Origin of the sequence: Enterobacter sp. BIDMC93, from assembly GCF_001037805.1 — a bacterium.
GTDB lineage: Bacteria > Pseudomonadota > Gammaproteobacteria > Enterobacterales > Enterobacteriaceae > Enterobacter > Enterobacter hormaechei_C.
Genome location: NZ_KQ089962.1, coordinates 3,207,100 through 3,227,391 on the forward strand (window position 1 = coordinate 3,207,100; position 20,292 = coordinate 3,227,391).

19 protein-coding genes are annotated in these 20,292 nt (G+C 55.5%); 12 read left to right on the forward strand and 7 right to left on the reverse strand.

The annotated features are described in order from the left end of the window. Positions 1–3: 3 nt before the first annotated feature. Together selD and SK58_RS14990 are read right to left on the reverse strand one after the other, a co-directional pair. Positions 4–1,047 (reverse strand): selenide, water dikinase SelD, encoded by a 1,044-nt coding sequence (gene selD, locus SK58_RS14985; RefSeq protein WP_015570773.1) that lies wholly within the window; start codon positions 1,045–1,047, stop codon positions 4–6. 116 nt (positions 1,048–1,163) lie between these two features. After that, entirely contained in the window at positions 1,164–1,715 is a 552-nt protein-coding gene (locus tag SK58_RS14990; protein ID WP_023296329.1) for an NAD(P)H nitroreductase, read from the reverse strand. 167 nt (positions 1,716–1,882) lie between these two features. On the opposite strand from SK58_RS14990, the gene sppA reads away from it, so the two are divergent. The 4 genes from sppA to SK58_RS15010 all read left to right on the forward strand — a co-directional run bounded on the left by sppA (position 1,883) and on the right by SK58_RS15010 (position 6,943). Continuing rightward, the gene (gene sppA, locus SK58_RS14995; RefSeq protein ID WP_032653247.1) at positions 1,883–3,739 is read left to right on the forward strand and encodes a signal peptide peptidase SppA; all 1,857 of its coding nucleotides are present in this window, start codon (positions 1,883–1,885) and stop codon (positions 3,737–3,739) included. A gap of 62 nt (positions 3,740–3,801) precedes the next feature. Continuing rightward, positions 3,802–4,818: an asparaginase gene (gene ansA, locus SK58_RS15000; protein ID WP_032673734.1), complete on the forward strand. Its 1,017-nt coding sequence runs from the start codon at positions 3,802–3,804 to the stop codon at positions 4,816–4,818. 9 nt (positions 4,819–4,827) lie between these two features. Beyond that, positions 4,828–5,469 (forward strand): bifunctional nicotinamidase/pyrazinamidase, encoded by a 642-nt coding sequence (gene pncA / locus SK58_RS15005; RefSeq protein WP_045338914.1) that lies wholly within the window; start codon positions 4,828–4,830, stop codon positions 5,467–5,469. Positions 5,470–5,689: 220 nt separating this feature from the next. Next, entirely contained in the window at positions 5,690–6,943 is a 1,254-nt protein-coding gene (locus SK58_RS15010; protein WP_017384687.1) for a chitinase ChiD, read from the forward strand. Positions 6,944–6,993: 50 nt separating this feature from the next. Here the strand turns inward: SK58_RS15010 and SK58_RS15015 are convergent, their stop codons facing one another. Both SK58_RS15015 and msrB read right to left on the reverse strand, forming a co-directional pair. Continuing rightward, positions 6,994–7,266, reverse strand: a complete 273-nt coding sequence (locus SK58_RS15015; RefSeq protein WP_017384688.1) for a YeaC family protein — start codon at positions 7,264–7,266, stop codon at positions 6,994–6,996. Positions 7,267–7,307: 41 nt separating this feature from the next. After that, on the reverse strand, positions 7,308–7,721 hold the full coding sequence (msrB, locus tag SK58_RS15020) for a peptide-methionine (R)-S-oxide reductase MsrB (RefSeq protein ID WP_017384689.1): 414 nt from the start codon (positions 7,719–7,721) through the stop codon (positions 7,308–7,310). A gap of 341 nt (positions 7,722–8,062) precedes the next feature. Between msrB and gapA the strand changes: the two genes are divergently transcribed. Together gapA and SK58_RS15030 are read left to right on the forward strand one after the other, a co-directional pair. Next, complete coding sequence (gene gapA / locus SK58_RS15025; RefSeq protein WP_006809136.1) at positions 8,063–9,058, forward strand: glyceraldehyde-3-phosphate dehydrogenase; 996 nt, start codon at positions 8,063–8,065, stop codon at positions 9,056–9,058. 74 nt (positions 9,059–9,132) lie between these two features. Further along, a complete protein-coding gene (locus SK58_RS15030) occupies positions 9,133–10,017 on the forward strand; it encodes a D-hexose-6-phosphate mutarotase (RefSeq protein ID WP_032104146.1) in 885 nt (294 codons plus the stop codon). 67 nt (positions 10,018–10,084) lie between these two features. Here the strand turns inward: SK58_RS15030 and SK58_RS15035 are convergent, their stop codons facing one another. After that, the gene (locus tag SK58_RS15035) at positions 10,085–10,831 is read right to left on the reverse strand and encodes a MipA/OmpV family protein (RefSeq protein WP_017384691.1); all 747 of its coding nucleotides are present in this window, start codon (positions 10,829–10,831) and stop codon (positions 10,085–10,087) included. A 432-nt stretch (positions 10,832–11,263) separates the two neighbouring features. Here SK58_RS15035 and yeaG point away from each other — a divergent pair, with 432 nt between their 5' ends. From yeaG to SK58_RS15050, 3 genes are all read left to right on the forward strand, one after another. Then, positions 11,264–13,198 (forward strand): protein kinase YeaG, encoded by a 1,935-nt coding sequence (gene yeaG, locus SK58_RS15040; protein WP_006809140.1) that lies wholly within the window; start codon positions 11,264–11,266, stop codon positions 13,196–13,198. Positions 13,199–13,287: 89 nt separating this feature from the next. Then, positions 13,288–14,571 (forward strand): YeaH/YhbH family protein, encoded by a 1,284-nt coding sequence (locus SK58_RS15045; protein WP_017384692.1) that lies wholly within the window; start codon positions 13,288–13,290, stop codon positions 14,569–14,571. 99 nt (positions 14,572–14,670) lie between these two features. Continuing rightward, a complete protein-coding gene (locus tag SK58_RS15050; RefSeq protein WP_015570783.1) occupies positions 14,671–15,171 on the forward strand; it encodes a YbaK/prolyl-tRNA synthetase associated domain-containing protein in 501 nt (166 codons plus the stop codon). A 20-nt stretch (positions 15,172–15,191) separates the two neighbouring features. Here SK58_RS15050 and yoaI read toward each other — a convergent pair whose 3' ends face one another. After that, positions 15,192–15,293, reverse strand: coding sequence for a small membrane protein YoaI (gene yoaI, locus SK58_RS23215; protein WP_017384693.1), 102 nt, complete (start codon positions 15,291–15,293; stop codon positions 15,192–15,194). A 286-nt stretch (positions 15,294–15,579) separates the two neighbouring features. On the opposite strand from yoaI, the gene SK58_RS15055 reads away from it, so the two are divergent. The 3 genes from SK58_RS15055 to SK58_RS15065 all read left to right on the forward strand — a co-directional run bounded on the left by SK58_RS15055 (position 15,580) and on the right by SK58_RS15065 (position 19,516). Then, positions 15,580–16,911, forward strand: coding sequence for a glycoside-pentoside-hexuronide (GPH):cation symporter (locus tag SK58_RS15055; protein WP_048220168.1), 1,332 nt, complete (start codon positions 15,580–15,582; stop codon positions 16,909–16,911). Between the two features lie 15 nt (positions 16,912–16,926). Further along, entirely contained in the window at positions 16,927–18,963 is a 2,037-nt protein-coding gene (locus SK58_RS15060; RefSeq protein ID WP_048220169.1) for a glycoside hydrolase family 31 protein, read from the forward strand. Positions 18,964–19,069: 106 nt separating this feature from the next. Continuing rightward, positions 19,070–19,516, forward strand: coding sequence for a DUF441 domain-containing protein (locus SK58_RS15065; protein ID WP_003857881.1), 447 nt, complete (start codon positions 19,070–19,072; stop codon positions 19,514–19,516). On the opposite strand, the gene SK58_RS15070 is transcribed toward SK58_RS15065, so the two are convergent. After that, positions 19,500–20,291: an AraC family transcriptional regulator gene (locus SK58_RS15070; RefSeq protein ID WP_017384695.1), complete on the reverse strand. Its 792-nt coding sequence runs from the start codon at positions 20,289–20,291 to the stop codon at positions 19,500–19,502. The two genes, SK58_RS15065 and SK58_RS15070, sit on opposite strands and share 17 nt — an antisense overlap. Position 20,292 lies beyond the last annotated feature (1 nt).

The window sequence follows — 20,292 nt, forward strand, 5'->3', positions numbered from 1 at the left end:
GAATTAACGGATCTCAATCATCGGGCGACCACCGCGGGCGGTCACCAGCTCACCAATGGCCGTCAGGGTGATGCCAAACTCGGCAGCCGTCGCCTGAACGTCAGCTTCAGCTTCCGGCGTCACCGCCAGCAGCAGGCCGCCGGAGGTTTGCGGATCGCACAGCAGGTTACGCCACGCTTCCGGCATTTCGCCCATTAAATGGCCGTAGCTGGCGAAGTTGCGCTGCGTCCCGCCCGGCACTGCGCCCTGAGCAATGTACTCTTCCACGCCCGGCAGCTTCGGCACATCCTGATACCAGACCTGCGCCTGCACGCCCGCGCCCTGACAGACTTCAGAGAGGTGCCCCAGCAGACCAAAACCGGTCACGTCGGTCATGGCCTTCACGCCGTCGATATTGGCGAATGCCGCACCGGCGAGGTTCATCTGGCACATCACTTCCGTTGCCAGACCGATATGCTCGGGCTTCAGCAGGGATTTCTTCTCGGCAGTGGTCAGTACGCCAATGCCCAGCGGCTTAGTGAGGAACAGTTTGCAGCCCGGTTGCGCCGTGCTGTTGCGCTTCACGCGCTCGGTCGGCACTACGCCGGTGACGGCCAGGCCGAAAATCGGCTCCGGCGCATCGATAGAGTGACCACCGGCCAGGGCAATACCCGCCTGCTGGCAGGCAAAGCGTCCGCCTTCGATCACGTCGCGGGCAATCTCCGGCGGGAGGGTGTTAATCGGCCAGCCCAGAATGGCGATCGCCATAATCGGTTTACCGCCCATCGCAAAGATATCGCTGATGGCGTTGGTGGCCGCAATGCGCCCGAAGTCGAACGGGTTGTCGACGATCGGCATAAAGAAATCAGTGGTGCTGATAATGCTGGTGCCGTTACCCAGGTCATAAACCGCTGCATCGTCACGCGTTTCGTTACCGACAAGCAGGTTCGGGTCGACAAACTTCGCCTGCTCACTGTGCAGGATGGTCTCCAGCACTTTCGGGGAAATTTTACAACCGCAACCGGCTCCGTGGCTGTATTGCGTTAAACGAATGGTTTGCTCGCTCATGGACGTCTCCTGTCATCTCAATCGCGCTATGGTAGCGCTCATTCCATAAAGAGGTAAGTATGACTGTCTGAATTCTGCGGCGGATGCTCAGAATCCAGACAGTTTAGCGCGGCTTATCAGAAACGGCTGACGAAAGGCGTGGTGTCTGGCACGCTGATGGTGCTGGAGGCTTTAAGCTGCGGGGTGCCAAGATAGAGGAAGCCGACAATTTTATCGTGCTCACCACAGGCAAAGCCATCACGCACGACCGAACTCTCGGTCAGCGGTCCGGTGCGCCAGATGCCATTGAAGCCCTGCGCGACGGCGGCCATTTGCATCGCCATTACCGCGCAGCCTGCGGACATTTCCTGCTCCCAGACCGGCACCTTATGGTCGGCCTGACATTTCGCCACGACAGCGATGATCATCGGCGCGCGGAATGGCGCACTGCGGGCTTTATCAATCCCCTTCTCATCCTGGCCTGCGGCAACAGCCCCCTGCTCCAGCAGCTGGCTGAAGCGGTCGCGCCCTTCGCCTTCAATGATAAAGAAGTGCCACGGCTGCAATGTGCCATGGTCCGGCGCACGCATTCCGGCACGCAGAATGTTTTCCAGCTGCTCGCCGACGGGTGCCGGTTCGGCCAGGCGGGAAGCGCTACGACGGTTAACAAGCAGTTCAAGTGCGTCCATTGGTTAACTCCTTTCATGAAATTTACTCACAAAATTAACACGACAGCAGAATTTGTTACAGCGTGGCAGGCGATTCCTGCTGACAAGTGGCGGTTGGGTCATTACGATAACCGCACATTACCGTCCCGTGGCGACGGAAACAGTCCTTTTCTGGTTAGGGAGAATACATGCGAACCCTTTGGCGAATCTTTGCCGGTTTCTTTAAATGGACGTGGCGACTGCTCAACTTCGTCCGCAACCTGGTGATGAACATCTTCTTCATCTTCCTGGTCCTGGTATGCGCAGGTATCTGGATGCATATCAGCAACGCAAACCAGTCGCAGCATTCGACGCGCGGCGCGCTGTTACTCGATATCACTGGGGTGATTGTTGATAAGCCATCGACCAGCAACCGTCTGGGCGTGATTGGCCGCCAGCTGTTCGGCGCAACGTCAGACCGTCTTCAGGAAAACTCCCTGTTTGATATTGTCGACACCATTCGTCAGGCCAAAGACGATCGTAACATTACCGGTATCGTGCTGGACCTGAAAGATTTTGCCGGGGCCGATCAGCCGTCAATGCAGTACATCGGCAAAGCGCTGCGCGAATTCCGCGACAGCGGTAAGCCGGTTATTGCTATTGGCGACAGCTACACCCAGGGGCAATATTATCTGGCGAGCTTTGCCAATAAGATCTGGCTTTCGCCACAGGGCACGGTCGATCTGCATGGCTTCGCCACTAACGGTTTGTACTACAAATCGCTGCTCGACAAGCTGAAGGTCACCACCCACGTCTTCCGCGTCGGGACCTATAAATCCGCCGTGGAGCCGTTTATCCGCGATGATATGTCCCCTGCCGCCCGTGAAGCGGACAGCCGCTGGATCGGCGAGCTGTGGCAGAACTACCTCGGCACCATTGCCGCTAACCGTCAGATTACCGCTGAGCAGGTCTTCCCGGGCGCGCGCGGCGTGCTGGACGGCCTGCGCAAGGTGGACGGCGATACAGCGAAATACGCGCTTGATAACAAACTGGTCGATCAGCTGGGTTCCAGCGCTGAAATTGAAAAAGCGCTGACCAAACAGTTCGGCTGGAGTAAAGAGGATAAAAACTACAGCGCCATCAGCATGTATGACTACGCCGCGAAAAAGCCGGACGACAGCGGTGACAGCATCGCCGTGGTGTTTGCTAACGGGGCCATTATGGATGGCGAAGAGACGCCGGGGAACGTCGGCGGGGACACCACCGCGTCGCAGATCCGCGATGCGCGCCTGGATCCGAAAGTGAAGGCGATTGTCCTGCGGGTGAACAGCCCTGGCGGCAGCGTCAGCGCCTCTGAAGTGATCCGTGCTGAACTGGCCGCCGCGCGCGCCGCGGGCAAGCCGGTAGTGGTCTCGATGGGCGGCATGGCGGCTTCCGGGGGGTACTGGATCTCGACGCCAGCCAACTACATTGTGGCTAACCCAAGCACGCTGACCGGCTCGATTGGCATCTTCGGCGTGATCAACACCGTAGAGAACAGCCTGGATTATCTCGGCGTCCACACCGACGGCGTTTCCACCTCGCCGCTGGCGGACGTGTCCGTCACCAAATCCCTGCCGCCTGAGGTGTCTGAGATGATGCAGCTCAGCATTGAGAGTGGCTATAAACGTTTCATCACGCTGGTTGCGGACTCCCGTAAAAAGACGCCCGATCAGATTGACCAGATCGCTCAGGGCCACGTCTGGACCGGCCAGGACGCGAAGAGCAACGGCCTGGTAGACAGTCTGGGTGACTTCGACGACGCCGTGAAGAAAGCAGCGGAGCTGGCGAAGCTCAAGCAGTGGCACGTGGACTATTATCAGGACGAACCAACGTTCTTCGATATGGTCATGGACAGCATGTCCGGCTCCGTTCGTGCCATGCTGCCGGACGCGCTTCAGGCTTATCTGCCGGCGCCGGTGGCGACCGCGGCGAAAGCCATGAAAGCGGAGAGCGACAAGCTCGCAGCCTTTAATGATCCACAAAGCCGCTACGCGTTTTGCCTGACCTGTGCGAACGTGCGTTAAAAACCGTCCCCTCTTCCCGTGAAGAGGGGATTTTTTCTTTTGAAGAACAAGAACTCATTACCATGCAGAAGAAATCAATTTATGTCGCCTATACCGGCGGTACCATCGGTATGCAGCGCTCAGAAAATGGCTATATCCCGGTTTCCGGCCACTTGCAGCGCCAGCTGGCGCTGATGCCTGAATTCCACCGTCCGGAAATGCCGGACTTTACCATCCACGAATATGAGCCGCTGATGGACTCCTCCGACATGACGCCGGAAGACTGGCAGCATATTGCGGACGATATTAAAGCCCATTACGACCAGTACGACGGCTTCGTGATCCTGCACGGCACCGACACCATGGCGTTCACTGCCTCGGCGCTCTCCTTCATGCTGGAGAACCTGAGCAAGCCCGTCATCGTGACCGGCTCGCAGATCCCGCTGGCGGAACTGCGTTCCGACGGGCAGATCAATCTGCTGAATTCCCTTTACGTGGCGGCCAATTATCCGATTAACGAAGTGTCGTTGTTCTTCAATAACCGTTTGTATCGCGGGAACCGCACTACCAAAGCGCACGCCGACGGCTTTGACGCTTTTGCCTCACCTAACCTACAACCGCTGCTGGAAGCGGGGATCCATATCCGTCGTCTGGGCACGCCGCCCGCGCCAAATACCGCAGGCGAACTGATCGTTCACCCGATCACCCCGCAGCCGATCGGCGTGGTGACGATTTATCCGGGTATTTCCGCCGACGTGGTGCGCAACTTCCTGCGCCAGCCGGTGAAGGCGCTGATCCTGCGCTCCTATGGTGTGGGTAACGCCCCGCAGAACGGTGAATTCCTGAAAGAGCTTCAGGAGGCGAGCGATCGCGGGATTGTGGTGGTCAACCTCACCCAGTGTATGTCCGGCAAAGTCAATATGGGCGGCTACGCCACCGGTAATGCCCTGGCGCACGCTGGCGTGATCAGTGGTTTCGATATGACCGTTGAGGCAACGCTGACTAAACTTCACTATTTACTGAGTCAGGATCTGGATATTGATTCCATTCGCCGCGCCATGATGCAAAACCTGCGCGGTGAACTGACGCCGGACGAATAAGGAGGTCCCATGAAGCAACGCGCCCTGTTACTGGTCGATTTGCAAAATGATTTCTGTGCGGGCGGTGCGCTGGCCGTCGCGGAAGGCGACAGCACCGTAGACGTCGCGAATTCGCTGATTGAGTGGTGTAAAGCTCGTGGTGAAGCGGTGGTGGCGAGTCAGGACTGGCATCCGGCAAACCACGGCAGCTTTGCCAGCCAGCACAACGTTGAGCCTTACAGCCAGGGCGAACTGGACGGGCTGGCGCAAACCTTCTGGCCCGATCACTGCGTGCAGCAGACGGAGGGCGCTGAGTTGCATCCGCTGCTGAACCAGAAGGCCATCGACGCGGTGTTCCACAAAGGTGAAAACCCAACCATCGACAGCTACAGCGCGTTCTTTGATAACGGTCATCGTCAGAAGACGGCGCTGGACGCGTGGTTGCGCCACCATGAGATCACCGAGCTGATTGTGCTGGGCCTGGCGACGGATTACTGCGTGAAGTTCACCGTGCTGGATGCGCTCCAGTTGGGCTATACCGTGAATGTCATCACCGACGGCTGTCGCGGGGTGAATATTCAGCCGCATGACAGCGCTCAGGCGTTTATGGATATGGCCGCAGAAGGCGCAACGCTGTATACGCTGGCTGACTGGCTGGAGACGCAGGCGTAAGCTTTTTTAGCCGGGTGGCGGCTTCGCCTTACCCGGCCTACTTTCTCTGGTTTTGTAGACCGGGTAAGCGTCAGCGCCACCCGGCATTTCTTCCCCAATCCCCATAAAGTGAACTCCCTCGCATCACAAGCGAAACGGCGATGCTATTCTCTTCAGGCTGTTTTTTCGCCACGCCTTTTCTGTGGCGTGGTTATTTTTGTTCAGTCAAAGAGGAAATTATATGAAACGTTTGCCCTTGCTGGCAGCATTACCCTTGCTTTGCGCGTCACTGGCTTCCGCCGCGCCCCTGATGTCCGTGGGTTACTTCAATGGGGGTGGCGATGTTACCGCCGGACCGGGTGGCGATATTAATAAACTGGACGTCCGCCAGATCACCCACCTCAACTACTCGTTTGGTCTGGTCTATAACAACGAGAAAGACGAAACCAACGCCGCGCTGAAAGATCCGGCAAAACTGCATCAAATCTGGTTATCACCTAAGGTGGCATCCGATCTGGCGTTACTTCCTCAGCTTCGTAAACAAAACCCGAACCTGAAAGTCCTGCTTTCCGTTGGCGGCTGGGGGGCGCGTGGTTTTTCTGGCGCAGCGGCAACCAAAGAGAGTCGCGCGGTATTTATTCGCTCCGCGCAGGAGATCGTCAGTAAATACGGCCTGGACGGGATCGACCTGGACTGGGAATATCCGGTCAACGGCGCGTGGGGACTGGTCGAGAGCACCCCTGCCGACCGGGATAATTTCACCGCGCTGTTAAAAGAGATGCGTGACGCGTTTGGTAAGAAAAAGCTGGTCACGATTGCGGTGGGCGCGAATGCGGAAAGTCCGAAAAGCTGGGTGGATGTGAAAGCCATTGCCCCCCTGCTCGATTACATCAACCTGATGACCTACGACATGGCGTACGGTACTCAGTATTTTAACGCGAATCTGTATGACTCCAGCGCCTGGCCAACGGTGGCTGCCGCAGACAAGTACAGCGTCGATTTTGTGGTGAATAACTATCTGGCCGCCGGGCTGAAGCCGCAGCAGATGAACCTCGGAATTGGTTTCTATGGGCGCGTGCCGAAGCGCGCCGTTGAACCGGGTATCGACTGGAGCAAATCGGACGCGCAGAACAATCCGGTGACGCAGCCCTACTTCGGGCCGCAGGAACTGGGCCTGTTCAAATCGCTTGGCTATGATCTGACCAAAGATACCTATGTGAAATACAACGATATCGTCCGCAAGCTGCTGAACGATCCGCAGAAACGCTTTACCGAGCACTGGGACGAACAGGCGAAGGTGCCGTGGCTGTCGGTGAAATCCGCCGACGGGAAGGCGCTGTTTGCGATTTCCTATGAGAACCCGCGCTCCGTGGCGATCAAAGCGGATTACATTAAGGAGAAAGGTCTGGCTGGCGCCATGTTCTGGGAGTACGGTGCTGACGACGAAAACCAGCTCGCGAAACAGCTGGCGGAGTCGCTTGGGATCCCGCACTAAGATGTAGTGTGCCGGGTGGCGCTAGCGCTTACCCGGCCTACATGGGAGCTTTATTTGAAGGTCGCAATCGGCTTCGGCGCGATGCCGAACTCTTCTTTCAGCTCGCGCTTGCTTTTCATCACCATCTGACCGTTAGTGTCGATGGTCATGTGCTGGGCGTCGGTATTGTGACGCGCCTGCCACAGCATCACCAGCTGCAAACTGTTCTCTTTTTGCTCAGGTGTGAGCGCCACACCGTCCGGCCATTTTCCCAGCTCAACGGCCGTTACCAGACGCTGATAAACCTCCGGGGTCATACCTGCAATCATGTCATCAATATTCATGATCTCTCCCTTTCAAAGGAATAATTTGCTGAATCGTTTTTTCAACCCTTGGTATGGTCGCCGTTTTCATCATCGGTAAAGCTCATGGAAGCCGAATTTACACAGAAACGCTCCCCCGTCGGCTGCGGGCCATCCGGGAAGACATGCCCGAGATGGGCGTCACAGTTCCCGCAGCGAATTTCGGTGCGCACCATGCCGTGCGAGGTGTCCGTCAGGTAGCGGATCGCATCATCGCTGACAGGCTCGTAAAAGCTCGGCCAGCCGCAGCCAGAATCGTACTTCGTCTGGGAGTTAAACAGCGGTGCATCACACACCAGGCAGTGGTAGACGCCTTCCCGTTTATTGTGCAGCAAACGCCCGGAAAACGGCGGTTCTGTGCCGTGATTTTGCGTCACGTAAAACTGCATCTCTGTAAGGTTTTTTTTCAAATCGTCGGGGTTACGTTGGTTCGACATATGCTTACATCTCGCTGTTGAAACAGACATCTTTTAACCCAGATTCTAACAAAACATTAACACCCGCGCGTGCACTTTTGTTCTAAACTTATGTGTCGCGAAAAGGCGGTCAGGCAATTGTGATCAATTTCACATTTTAATCCTGCGAGGCCTTTAAAATTCCGGGCGCAGCCCCCATGTGGTTGCTAGCTCAAAGGGAAAGTGAGGCGAGTCAGTCGCACAAACGTTAGTCACAGGATTGATTTGTCGCAATGATTGACACGATTCCGCTTGACGCTGCGTAAGGTTTTTGTAATTTTACAGGCAACCTTTTATTCACTAACAAATAGCTGGTGGAATATATGACTATCAAAGTAGGTATCAACGGTTTTGGCCGTATCGGCCGTATTGTTTTCCGTGCTGCTCAGAAACGTTCTGACATCGAAATCGTTGGTATCAACGATCTCCTGGACGCTGAATACATGGCGTACATGCTGAAGTACGACTCAACTCACGGTCGTTTCGACGGCACCGTTGAAGTGAAAGACGGCCACCTGGTTGTTAATGGCAAAACCATCCGCGTTACTGCTGAGAAAGACCCAGCTAACCTGAAATGGAACGAAATCGGTGTTGACGTTGTAGCTGAAGCTACCGGTATCTTCCTGACCGACGAAACTGCACGTAAACACATCACTGCGGGTGCGAAGAAAGTTGTTCTGACTGGTCCTTCCAAAGACAACACCCCAATGTTCGTTCGCGGTGCAAACTTCGAAACTTACGCTGGCCAGGACATCGTTTCCAACGCATCCTGCACCACCAACTGCCTGGCACCGCTGGCTAAAGTTATCAACGACAACTTCGGCATCATCGAAGGTCTGATGACTACCGTTCACGCAACCACCGCTACTCAGAAAACCGTTGATGGCCCGTCTCACAAAGACTGGCGCGGCGGCCGTGGCGCGGCTCAGAACATCATCCCATCTTCTACCGGTGCTGCTAAAGCAGTAGGTAAAGTACTGCCAGAACTGAATGGCAAACTGACTGGTATGGCGTTCCGCGTTCCAACTCCTAACGTATCCGTTGTTGACCTGACCGTTCGTCTGGAAAAAGCTGCTTCTTATGAAGAAATTAAGAAAGCAATCAAAGCTGCTTCCGAAGGCCCAATGAAAGGCGTTCTGGGTTACACCGAAGACGACGTTGTATCTACCGATTTCAACGGCGAAGTGTGCACTTCCGTGTTCGATGCTAAAGCAGGTATCGCACTGAACGACAACTTCGTGAAACTGGTTTCCTGGTACGACAACGAAACTGGCTACTCTAACAAAGTACTGGACCTGATCGCTCACATCTCCAAATAAGTTGAGATGAGTGCTTGATCCTAAAAGGCGACTTCGGTCGCCTTTTTTATTGTTTTTAGACAGAGGATTGCTTAATGATTAATAAAATTTTTGCACTTCCGGTAGTCGAACAACTTACCCCTGTGCTCTCCCGCCGTCAGATCGACGGTGCTGATATCATCGTCGTTGATCATCCGCGCGTTAAAGCCTCCGTAGCGCTCAATGGTGCCCACCTGCTCTCCTGGAAACCAGAAGGTGAAGAAGAAGGCCTGTGGCTGAGCGAGGCCACCTCGTTCAAAAAAGGGGCGGCGATCCGCGGCGGCGTACCGATCTGCTGGCCATGGTTTGGCCCGTCAGCGCAGCAGGGTTTACCCTCACACGGTTTCGCCCGTAACCAGCAGTGGACGCTGAAAGCCCACAACGAAGATGAAAACGGTGCGGTGTTGACCTTTGAACTCCAGGCGAATGATGAAACGCGTGCCCTGTGGCCACACGAGTTCACCCTGTATGCCCGCTTCAAGCTGGGTAAAACCTGCGAAATTGAACTGGAAGCGCACGGCGAATTCGAAACAACATCCGCCCTGCACACCTATTTCAACGTAGGCGACATTCAGGCCGTTAAGGTGAGCGGACTTGGCGATACCTTTATCGACAAAGTGGATAACGCGAAAGAAGGCAAGCTGGACGACGGCGTGCAGACTTTCCCGGATCGTACCGACCGCGTGTATCTGCACCCGGAAGCCTGTAGCGTCATCCACGACAGCGCGCTGAACCGCGGTATTGATGTGGTTCATCACCACCACAGCAACGTGGTGGGCTGGAACCCGGGCCCTGCCCTTTCCGTCAGCATGGCGGATATCCCGGATGACGGTTACAAGACCTTCGTGTGTGTGGAAACCGCGTGCGTGACCGCGCCGCAGAAAACCAGCGAAGAAAAACCGTCCCGCTTAGGCCAGACGATCAAGATTGTGAAGCGCTAATATTGTTCAGGCATCATAAAAAAACAAACGGGGCGCTAGCGCCCCGTTTTAATGCATCACGTTCTGGTCAGAACTTGTAGGTCACACCCACGGAGAAGATGCCAGACCAGGACTTGTCGACCATCGGGCTGTCTTTCACTTCATCGCTCAGACGAATGTAACGGCCAGTACCGTACACATTCCAGTCACCGAGGAAGTTATACGAGGCGGTGAGTTCCAGGTACGGGTCCCAGCCATCATCCGCGCTGTAGCTCTTCAGACCACTGCGGCGAGACTCCGCTTTAGACACGCCATAGTAGTAGTCGTTGTAATTCTCGCTGCTGTACTGCACACCAATACCCGGCGTCAGCGTCACTGCGCCGTTGGTATAGCGATAAAGCCACGCCAGATCCCAGATGAAGCCGTTGCTGTTGTCCAGGGTATCGCCCGCCAGCGCAGTGCGCAGGAAGCCATACTCGGTATTATGGACGTAAGAAAGCCCCGCCATCAGTGAGCTTCTGCGTTTGTCCAGCTGACGAAGCGCATTGCTGTCGCTGTCGCCTGGTTTAAAGTGCGTTGGATCGTAATAGGCCATGATGGAGAGCTTATCGGCCGTATCGTTCCACAGATAGTAGCCACCGCCCAACCCACGGAACCAGAAGTTATCGCCTTCATAGGTGACAACGGGGACAGGATAAACGTCGCGGTCATACTGCTTGTACGGGCTGTTAATCACGCCAGCACCCGCGCCAACAGTCCACTGGCTCTCAGCCTGTACGGTGCTCGCTGCGGTAGCGGCAAGGATGCCCAATGCCAGAAGTTTGAGTTTGGTCACAATCCATTCTTTCCTGTAGTCAAATAATCAGCGGGTGAAGTGTAACCGCCATTCCCGTACATCCCAAAATTTTTTGCGCGCTAATCCGTTTGATTAACCCGTTATTTTTCATTTTTCAGATGACATCCCGCTTTCATTTATGTGACCGATAAATGAAAAACCCGCTTTTCGCTTATAACCGCAGTGGAAATTTTTGGATGAGTTATTGATATGTCATTGAAAGTAGATTTTATCCGTATGCAAGTTTTGCAATTGCCATCTACGCTTTAATTTAAGAAGAGGTTTTGCTGAACACCCTGCGGTTCATAGCCTTCGACCTGGCACACAGGTTGCTGCTCTGGCAGTGAGGTGCGAAAAATTCTCTTCCGGGAGCCTCCACTACTCATACGAACGGCTCTTATCCTGTGCTAAAAAACGAAAGGACGGCATGCCATGAATATATTCGATCACTATCGCCAGCGCTACGAAGCTGCCAAGGACGAAGAGTTCACACTGCAGGAGTTTCTTACCATTTGTCGGCAAGATCGCAGTGCCTATGCCAATGCGGCAGAACGGCTATTGATGGCTATTGGTGAGCCAAACATGGTTGATACTGCCCTGGAGCCACGGCTTTCCCGTCTCTTTTCGAATCGGGTGGTCGCCCGATACCCGGCGTTTGAAGAGTTCTATGGCATGGAAGATGCCATTGAGCAGATCGTCTCCTACCTGAAGCATGCCGCTCAGGGGCTGGAAGAGAAGAAACAGATCCTTTACCTGCTGGGTCCTGTCGGTGGGGGTAAATCCTCCCTGGCTGAACGGCTGAAAGCGCTGATGCAGCGCGTGCCGATCTATGTGCTGAGCGCCAACGGCGAGCGCAGCCCGGTCAATGACCATCCGCTGTGCCTGTTTAATCCGCAAGAGGATGCGCAAATTCTGGAAAAAGAGTTTGGCATTCCGCATCGCTATCTCGGTACGATCATGTCGCCATGGGCGGCAAAACGTCTGCACGAGTTTGGCGGGGACATCACCAAATTCCGCGTCGTGAAAGTGTGGCCGTCTATCCTCGAGCAGATCGCCATTGCCAAAACTGAACCCGGTGACGAGAACAACCAGGATATCTCGGCGCTGGTGGGTAAAGTCGATATCCGTAAGCTGGAGCATCACGCGCAAAACGACCCGGATGCCTACGGTTATTCCGGTGCGCTGTGCCGCGCCAACCAGGGGATTATGGAATTTGTCGAGATGTTTAAAGCACCGATCAAAGTGCTGCATCCGCTGCTGACCGCCACCCAGGAGGGGAACTACAACGGGACGGAAGGTATTTCCGCCCTGCCGTTTAACGGGATTATCCTTGCCCACTCTAACGAATCTGAATGGGTGACCTTCCGTAACAACAAAAACAATGAGGCGTTCCTTGACCGCGTGTACATCGTCAAAGTGCCTTATTGCCTGCGGATCTCCGAGGAGATCAAGATTTACGAAAAACTGCTCAACCACAGTGAGCTGGTTCATGCCCCTTGCGCACCGGGAACGCTGGAAACGCTGTCGCGCTTCTCGATCCTGTCGCGCCTGAAAGAGCCGGAAAATTCCAGCATCTACTCAAAAATGCGCGTGTATGACGGCGAAAGCCTGAAGGATACCGACCCGAAAGCGAAATCGTACCAGGAATACCGCGATTACGCCGGGGTCGACGAAGGGATGAACGGTCTGTCGACGCGTTTCGCGTTTAAGATCCTCTCCCGCGTCTTTAACTTCGACCACGCGGAGGTGGCCGCCAACCCGGTACATCTGTTCTACGTGCTGGAACAGCAAATTGAACGTGAACAGTTCCCACAGGAGCAGGCTGAACGCTACCTGGAGTTCCTGAAAGGCTACCTGATCCCGAAATACGCCGAGTTTATCGGCAAAGAGATCCAGACCGCCTACCTGGAATCCTATTCCGAATACGGCCAGAACATCTTCGACCGGTACGTCACCTACGCTGACTTCTGGATCCAGGATCAGGAGTATCGCGACCCGGATACCGGCCAGCTGTTTGACCGTGAATCCCTGAACGCGGAACTTGAAAAAATCGAGAAACCAGCCGGGATCAGCAACCCGAAAGACTTCCGAAACGAGATTGTGAACTTCGTGCTGCGCGCCAGAGCGCATAACAACGGCCGCAATCCGAACTGGACCAGCTACGAAAAACTGCGCACGGTTATAGAGAAGAAAATGTTCTCTAACACGGAAGAGCTGTTGCCGGTCATCTCGTTCAACGCCAAAACCTCAACCGACGAGCAGAAAAAGCACGACGATTTTGTCGACCGTATGATGGAAAAAGGCTATACCCGCAAACAGGTCCGCCTGCTCTGTGAATGGTATCTGCGCGTGCGTAAATCGTCTTAAAACAAGTGCCCGGTAACGCGCTTACCGGGCCAACAAAATGTCCGGTACTTACGGACGCTGCAAGTTGGCAAATGCAGTACGGGGGATATATGACCTGGTTTATTGACCGGCGTCTTAACGGCAAAAACAAGAGCACGGTGAATCGCCAGCGCTTCTTGCGCCGTTATAAAGCGCAAATTAAACAGTCGATCTCCGAGGCCATCAACAAACGCTCGGTGACCGACGTCGACAGCGGCGAATCCGTCTCCATCCCTAACGATGACATCAGCGAACCGATGTTTCATCAGGGGCGTGGCGGCCTTCGCCATCGCGTGCACCCAGGTAATGACCACTTCGTCCAGAATGACAGAATCGAGCGGCCCCAAGGCGGAGGCGGCGGTTCTGGCAGCGGTCAGGGGCAGGCCAGCCAGGACGGTGAAGGCCAGGACGAGTTCGTCTTTCAGATTTCAAAAGACGAATATCTCGACCTGCTGTTTGAGGATCTGGCCCTGCCGAATCTGAGAAAGAATCAGCACCGTCAGCTCAACGAATACAAAACCCATCGCGCGGGTTATACCGCAAACGGGGTACCCGCCAACATCAGCGTGGTGCGTTCACTGCAAAACTCGCTGGCGCGACGCACGGCGATGACGGCAGGCAAACGGCGCGAACTGCGCGAGCTGGAAACCAGCCTGAAAGTGGTGGAAAACACGGAGCCGGCACAACTGCTGGAAGAGGAGCGCCTGCGAAAAGAGATCGCCGAGCTGCGGGCGAAGATCGACCGGGTGCCGTTTATCGACACGTTCGACCTGCGCTACAAGAACTACGAAAAACGGCCGGAGCCTTCCAGTCAGGCGGTGATGTTCTGCCTGATGGACGTATCAGGTTCAATGGATCAGGCCACCAAGGATATGGCTAAGCGTTTTTATATTCTGCTCTATCTGTTCCTGAGCAGAACGTATAAGAACGTGGAGGTGGTCTACATCCGCCATCACACTCAGGCGAAAGAGGTGGATGAACATGAGTTCTTCTACTCGCAGGAGACCGGCGGCACCATCGTGTCGAGCGCCCTGAAGCTGATGGACGAGGTGGTGAAGGAGCGCTACGATCCGGCGCAGTGGAATATCTACGCCGCGCAGGCATCGGATGGCGATAACTGGGCGGATGACTCGCCGCTGTGTCATGAAATTCTGGCGAAGAAGATCCTGCCGGTGGTGCGTTACTACAGCTACATTGAAATTACCCGTCGCGCCCACCAGACGCTGTGGCGTGAGTATGAGCATCTGCAAGCGATGTTCGATAACTTTGCGATGCAGCACATTCGTGACCAGGATGACATCTACCCGGTCTTCCGGGAACTGTTCCAGAAACAGTCGTCCACCAGCAACGCATGACCCAACAGCCAGCGCACCCGCTGGCTGTTTTCTTTCAGCCCTCTCCGTCCCGTGCTAATGTAGCAAGCTACGTATTGGCAAATCACAGGTGAAATCGTTATGTCTGATGACGTGATCGGGACGACGACCCATCAGCGGCTAATCAGCTTATTAACCGAGCAGGAGGCGCGCTTTCGCGTGGTGGCGCATGAGGCCGTTGGGAAATGCGAAGCGGTCAGTGAAATTCGCGGGACCGATCTCCGGCAGGGTGCAAAAGCACTGGTCTGCAAGGTAAAAGGCAACGGTGTTAAGAAACATATTCTGGCAATCCTCGCCGCCGATCGGCAGGCCGATCTGAGCCTTCTGGCCAGTCATTTCGGTGGGCTAAAGGCCTCTCTCGCCAGTCCGGCTGAAGTGGATGCGCTTACCGGCTGCGTCTTCGGCGCCATTCCCCCCTTCAGCTTTCATCCGGATCTGACGCTGGTCGCCGATCCGCTGCTGTTTGAGCGCTTCGATGAGATCGCCTTTAACGCCGGCCTGCTGGAAAAGTCGGTGATTATGGACACCCAGGACTATCTGCGTATCGCCCGTCCTGAACTGGTGACGTTCCGTAAACAATAAATACTGCGGCTGGCTAACGGTCAGCCGTTTTCCAGCAGCAGCACGGAAGCAATCAAAATAATCGCGATAATAAAAAACGATGAGGAGATAATCAGCGTTTCGACAAACATAGGATCGTTCATGATGCCCTCTGCTTTGCCCATTTGCCTCTTTTTTACCCCCGCACAATGACAGTTAAATGACAATGACGCGTCCGTGAAATGACTATTTTTTCGCTGAAACGATTCGCTGTTACCTATCCTCCACCGTATAAAGTCACTGTTTAAATACATTATTTGTTACCGGTATCACGAAAAGAAATTTACGTAACCCCGATGCCAGATCTCGCAATTGTTAACCTTTTCATCATGGTTAACCCTGTTTACGGAGCACCTCAAAAATAAACCTTACACTGGCAAGGTGAATACAATGACCGAAATAATTACCCGTAAAGAAAAGATCAGTTATGGGTTAGGCGATATGGCGAGCCATATTGGGCTGGATAACGTCATTATTTTTCTGACGTTTTACTATACGGACGTGGTGGGGCTACCTGCCGCATTCGTGGGCACCATGTTTCTTCTGGCGAGAACCGCCGATGCCATAATAGACCCGGCGATGGGCTATATCGCAGACAGGACGCGCACGCGCTGGGGCAAATTCCGCCCCTGGATGCTGTGGCTGGCGCTGCCCTTTGGCGCAAGTTGTCTGCTGACCTACGCCGTTCCGGCGTCGCTCGACCTGCACGGTAAAATGATTTTCGCCACCGTCAGCTATACCCTGATGATGCTGATGTATACCGCAATCAATATTCCCTATTGCTCCATGGGCGCGGTGATCACGCCCGACAACGATGCGCGAATTTCCCTCCAGTCTTATCGCTTTTTCCTGGCCACGCTGGGCGGCGCGCTGTCGACATTCTTTATGATGCCGCTGGCAGAGTTTTTAGGCGGCGACGATAAATTACTGGGCTACCGCTGGGCGATGGCCATTATGGCGACCGTCGCGGTCGTCATGTTCTGGATCTGCTTCGCCAATACGCGTGAACGTATTAAGGCTCCCGCCACCCACAATAATTATCTTGCGGAACTGCGGGATTTATTACGAAACGACCAATGGCGGGTTGTCGCCGTCCTGGTATTAACAAACATTGGTTTTGGCGTTATTCGCCTTGGCGCAATGATGTATTTCGTCACTTATTATCTCGGTAGCGCGAGCTATTTTATGTGGATGCTCGGGGCGCATATTCTCGGGAAAGCCGCAGGCAGCGCGCTGGCCAAACGTCTGACGCAGAACGTCAGCAAAGTGCAGATGTTTGGATACTGTTCCGTACTGGCGGGGGTACTCAGCATCGCCCTGTTCTTTGCGCCGAAGTCAGTGCTTATTCTGGTGCCCATGACGTTTATCGTCTCCACCCTTTACCAGGCCACCACCACGCTGATGTGGGTAATGATGGCGGACGTCGCCGATTACGGCGAATGGAAACAGGGCAAACGCATGGACGGCGTGATCTTCTCCACCTTCCTCGCCGTACTCAAGCTGGGGATGGCGATCAGCGGCGCGATTGTTGGCTGGACGCTGGGCTTAAGCGGCTATGTTGCCAATGCCCCGGAACAGACCACCACGGCCATGTACTGCATCATCGCCCTCTTCACCGTCGTGCCTGGCGTCTTGTCACTCTGCGCGTTTGCCACGCTGCGCTGGTACAAGCTCGACGACAGCACAATGCAATCCATCCATCTTGCCAAACACCCTGTTTAGAAGGACGCGTTATCCATGAGTGAGCTGATCCAACATTCCAACAGTATCGAATGGCGTTTTGAACGCCAGATCCTGCGTATTGAACCGTGGGGGGAAAACAGCCTGCGCGTCAGGGCTACCTGCTCCCCGGCTTTTGATGACGCCTTACAGGCACTGTTGCCCGCCGCCCCTTGCCAGGCTGAGATTGTCGCCGAAGCGGAAAGCCTGACGCTGCGCAACGGCAATATTACCGCGACGCTGAATCTTAAAGGTCAGCTGGCCTTCTACAATCAGCGCGGCGAACTGCTGCTGGAAGAGATGTGGCGCCAGCGTTCAACGGTGGGTATCGGTGCCAGCGAGAAGAGCCAGGATAAATATGTCAGCGCCCTGAAGCTGGATGGCCGCGAATTTAAGCCGCTAATGGGGGGGAAATATCAGCTCACCGTCCGGTTTGAATCGCGTCCGGATGAACGCATCTATGGCATGGGTCAGTATCAACAGCCGTGGCTGGATCTGAAAGGCTGTACGCTGGAACTGGCGCAGCGCAACTCCCAGGCCAGCGTGCCCTTTATGCAGTCCAGCCTTGGCTATGGCCTGCTGTGGAACAACCCGGCGATTGGTGAAGCCAGCTTTGCAAAAAATCAGACGGAATGGCGCGCCCGCGTCACAGGAGAAATGGACTACTGGATCACCGCCGCCGACACGGTGGCGGATATCACCCGCCAGTATGTGAAAGCCACCGGTACTCCGCCCTCCGCCCCGGCGTTTATCAGCGGGCTGTGGCAGTGCAAATTACGCTACCGCACCCAGCAGGAGGTGCTGGAGGTTGCGCGGGAGTATCGCCGCCGTAATCTGCCGCTGTCGGTGATGGTCATCGACTTTTTCCACTGGCCGAATCAGGGCACCTGGTGCTTCGACCCCGTAGACTGGCCCGATCCTGAAGGGATGGTCGACGAGCTGCGCGAAATGGGTATTGCGTTGATGGTGTCGGTGTGGCCAACGGTAGAGGCGCGCAGCCCTCTCTACCCGCTGATGAAAGCCAAAGGCTGGCTGGTCAGCAGTGAACGTGGCGTGCAGGTCAACCTCGATTTTATGGGCAATACCACCTTCTTTGATGCGACCCATCCTGAGGCGCGGAAATTCGTCTGGGGTACGGTGAAGAAAAATTACTACGACATGGGCATTAAGCTGTTCTGGCTGGACGAAGCCGAACCGGAATACCGCGCCTATGATTTTGACAACTATCGCTACCACGCCGGTCCGGTGCTGGAAGTGGGCAATCGCTACCCGCGTGACTTTGCGCAGGGCTTTTACGATGGGCTCCAGGCAAACGGCGAAACGGACATTGTTAACCTGGTACGCTGCGCCTGGGCAGGCAGCCAGCGCTTCGGCGTGCTGGCGTGGTCGGGTGATGTTCACTCCTCGTTCCATGCTTTTCGCAATCAACTCGCCGCGGGACTGAATATGGGGCTGGCGGGGATCCCATGGTGGACAACCGATATCGGTGGCTTCCAGGGAGGGAACGTTAACGACCCGGCGTTCCACGAATTGCTGATCCGTTGGTTCCAGTGGGCGGTGTTTACACCGGTTCTGCGCATGCACGGCTATCGCGAACCGCAGATCCAGCCCCCGGAGCGCTACCGTGACGGCATTCCTCAGTGTAACAGCGGTTCGCCTAATGAGCTGTGGAGTTACGGAGAAGAGAATTACGCCATCATGCAGCACTGGCTTACCGTGCGCGAAACCCTGCGCCCGTATATTGACGCGTTGTACCAGCAGGCTCATCTGCACGGAGACCCGCTCATGCGTCCGCTGTTCTGGCACTATCCGCAGGATAAGCAGAGCTGGGCGTGTGAAGATCAGTATCTGTTTGGCGAAGATCTTCTGGTGGCGCCGGTTATGCAGGCCGGTCAGCGTGAGCGCAATGTCTGGCTGCCGACGGGCAATAGCTGGGTCGCTCTCAACGGTGAGCGCTACGCCGGTGGGGAGCATATCCGGGTGCCTGCGGCGCTGGAAACCATCCCGGTGTTTATCCGCGAAGGAAGTCCACTTATCCAGCAGCTGGTGGACTGACGTCAGGCAAGTGCCCAAAAATAGACAATTTTTTCAGTAAAGCCTGCCTGCCGTCGCGTTTGCGCGTAAAGTAAGCAGGCTTACTATTTTTGGCAAGGATCCCGTCATGTTCGACCCTACTCTGCTCATACTTCTGGCCCTGGCTGCTCTGGGTTTTGTCAGCCACAACACCACCGTCGCGATTTCCATTCTGGTCCTGATCATCGTTCGCGTCACACCATTGAATACCTTCTTCCCGTGGATAGAAAAACAGGGGCTTACCATCGGGATCATTATTTTGACCATCGGCGTGATGGCCCCGATTGCCAGCGGAACGCTACCGGCCTCAACGCTGCTGCACTCCTTTGTAAACTGGAAATCGCTGGTGGCGATTGCGGTGGGCGTTTTTGTCTCATGGCTTGGCGGGCGCGGCGTGACGCTGATGAGCAGCCAGCCTTCACTGGTGGCCGGGCTGCTGGTGGGCACCGTGTTAGGCGTGGCGCTGTTTCGTGGCGTGCCGGTTGGCCCGCTGATTGCTGCCGGACTGGTTTCGCTGTTTATCGGGAAGTCGTAGTCAGGCTGGCGATATAGCGAGCGGGCGTCTGTCCCAGTCCTTTCTTAAACATGGTGATGAAGGCGGTGGTGGAGTCATACCCCAGCGCCTGCGCCGCCTGCTGAACCGACTTTCCGCCGATCAAAAACTGCAATGCGACAATCAGCTGGAGCTGGTGCCGCCAGCGGCGAAAGCTCAAGCCAGTCTCTTTCACCACCAGCCGCGCCAGATTGCGTTCGCTCATGGCAAAGTGGCTGGCCCACTGCGCCAGCGTCTGCCAGGCGGCAGGTTCGTTTGCCATGGTCTCACTCATCAGGCGAATTTTTGGATGCGGAGATACCGGCAGCTGTAGATGCTCCTGCGGTTGCAGGGGCAGTTCATCAAACAGGACGTCAACCAGCCTTCCGGTAGCGGGAAGAGGCAGTTCCTCCCGTGACCTGTCCGCAAGCGCCAGCACCAGCTCCCGCACCAGGGGCGATATTTTCAGCGTACAGGTACGCGTCGGCAATTCGAGCGCACCGGGTTCAATAAACAGCAGACAGAGCTGCGCGCCGGGCGTCGCCTTGTTGCTGTGCGGCGTTTGTCCCGGGATCCACACCGCATACTGGGGCGGCACCATCAGCATCGCGTTCTCCACTTCACAGGTGATCGCGCCACCCAGCGCCATAATCAGCTGCCCTTTGCGGTGCTGATGCAGCGGAATATATTGTTCCTGTGCCACCACGCGGATGCGAAAGGCCACCGCCGCGTCGTGCTGGCTATCGGGATCGTAGCCATCGAGCCCCAGTCCGTACATA